This window comes from Treponema sp. R6D11, from assembly GCF_054786075.1.
The window spans coordinates 1-390 of the sequence record NZ_BDHD01001096.1; the positions used below are offsets into that span (position 1 = coordinate 1).

General features: G+C 36.7%; 1 protein-coding gene. It reads right to left on the reverse strand.

Annotated elements, in window-relative coordinates:
- Positions 1 to 194, reverse strand: a 194-nt coding sequence (locus ACYVTD_RS17630; RefSeq protein WP_461248921.1) for a hypothetical protein, incomplete at its 3' end; no start/stop codon positions are given.
- Positions 195 to 390 lie beyond the last annotated feature (196 nt).

Genomic DNA, 390 nt, shown 5'->3' on the forward strand with positions numbered 1-390 from the left:
ACCTCGCCCTCCACTAACAGTGGGAGTCCGCCAACGGCGGTTGTTTGGGCGGGGGTTAATTGCTTGTTTATACCTTGTTCTTTTTTTGTTTTATTGAATGTATTGACGTTTCTGTTGAATTTAACCCTTTTTCCTTTTAGCATGGGATTACCGAAACAGCTATCCCGTATGCTATAATCCTGTCTCTTTTTCACATCTGACGCCTCCCCCGCGCGAACCAATGTGGAATTCGGGTGGTGTCCGGTCATCTAAAAAAAAAAAAAAAGAGGAGAGTTGTTTAAAAAAAAAAAAAAAAAAAAAAAAAAACTACAGAAAAAAGAAGCGGCCCCGCTAGTTTTCTTTTTTTTTTTTTAGAAAAAAAAAAAAAAAAAAAAAAACGTACTTAAAAAC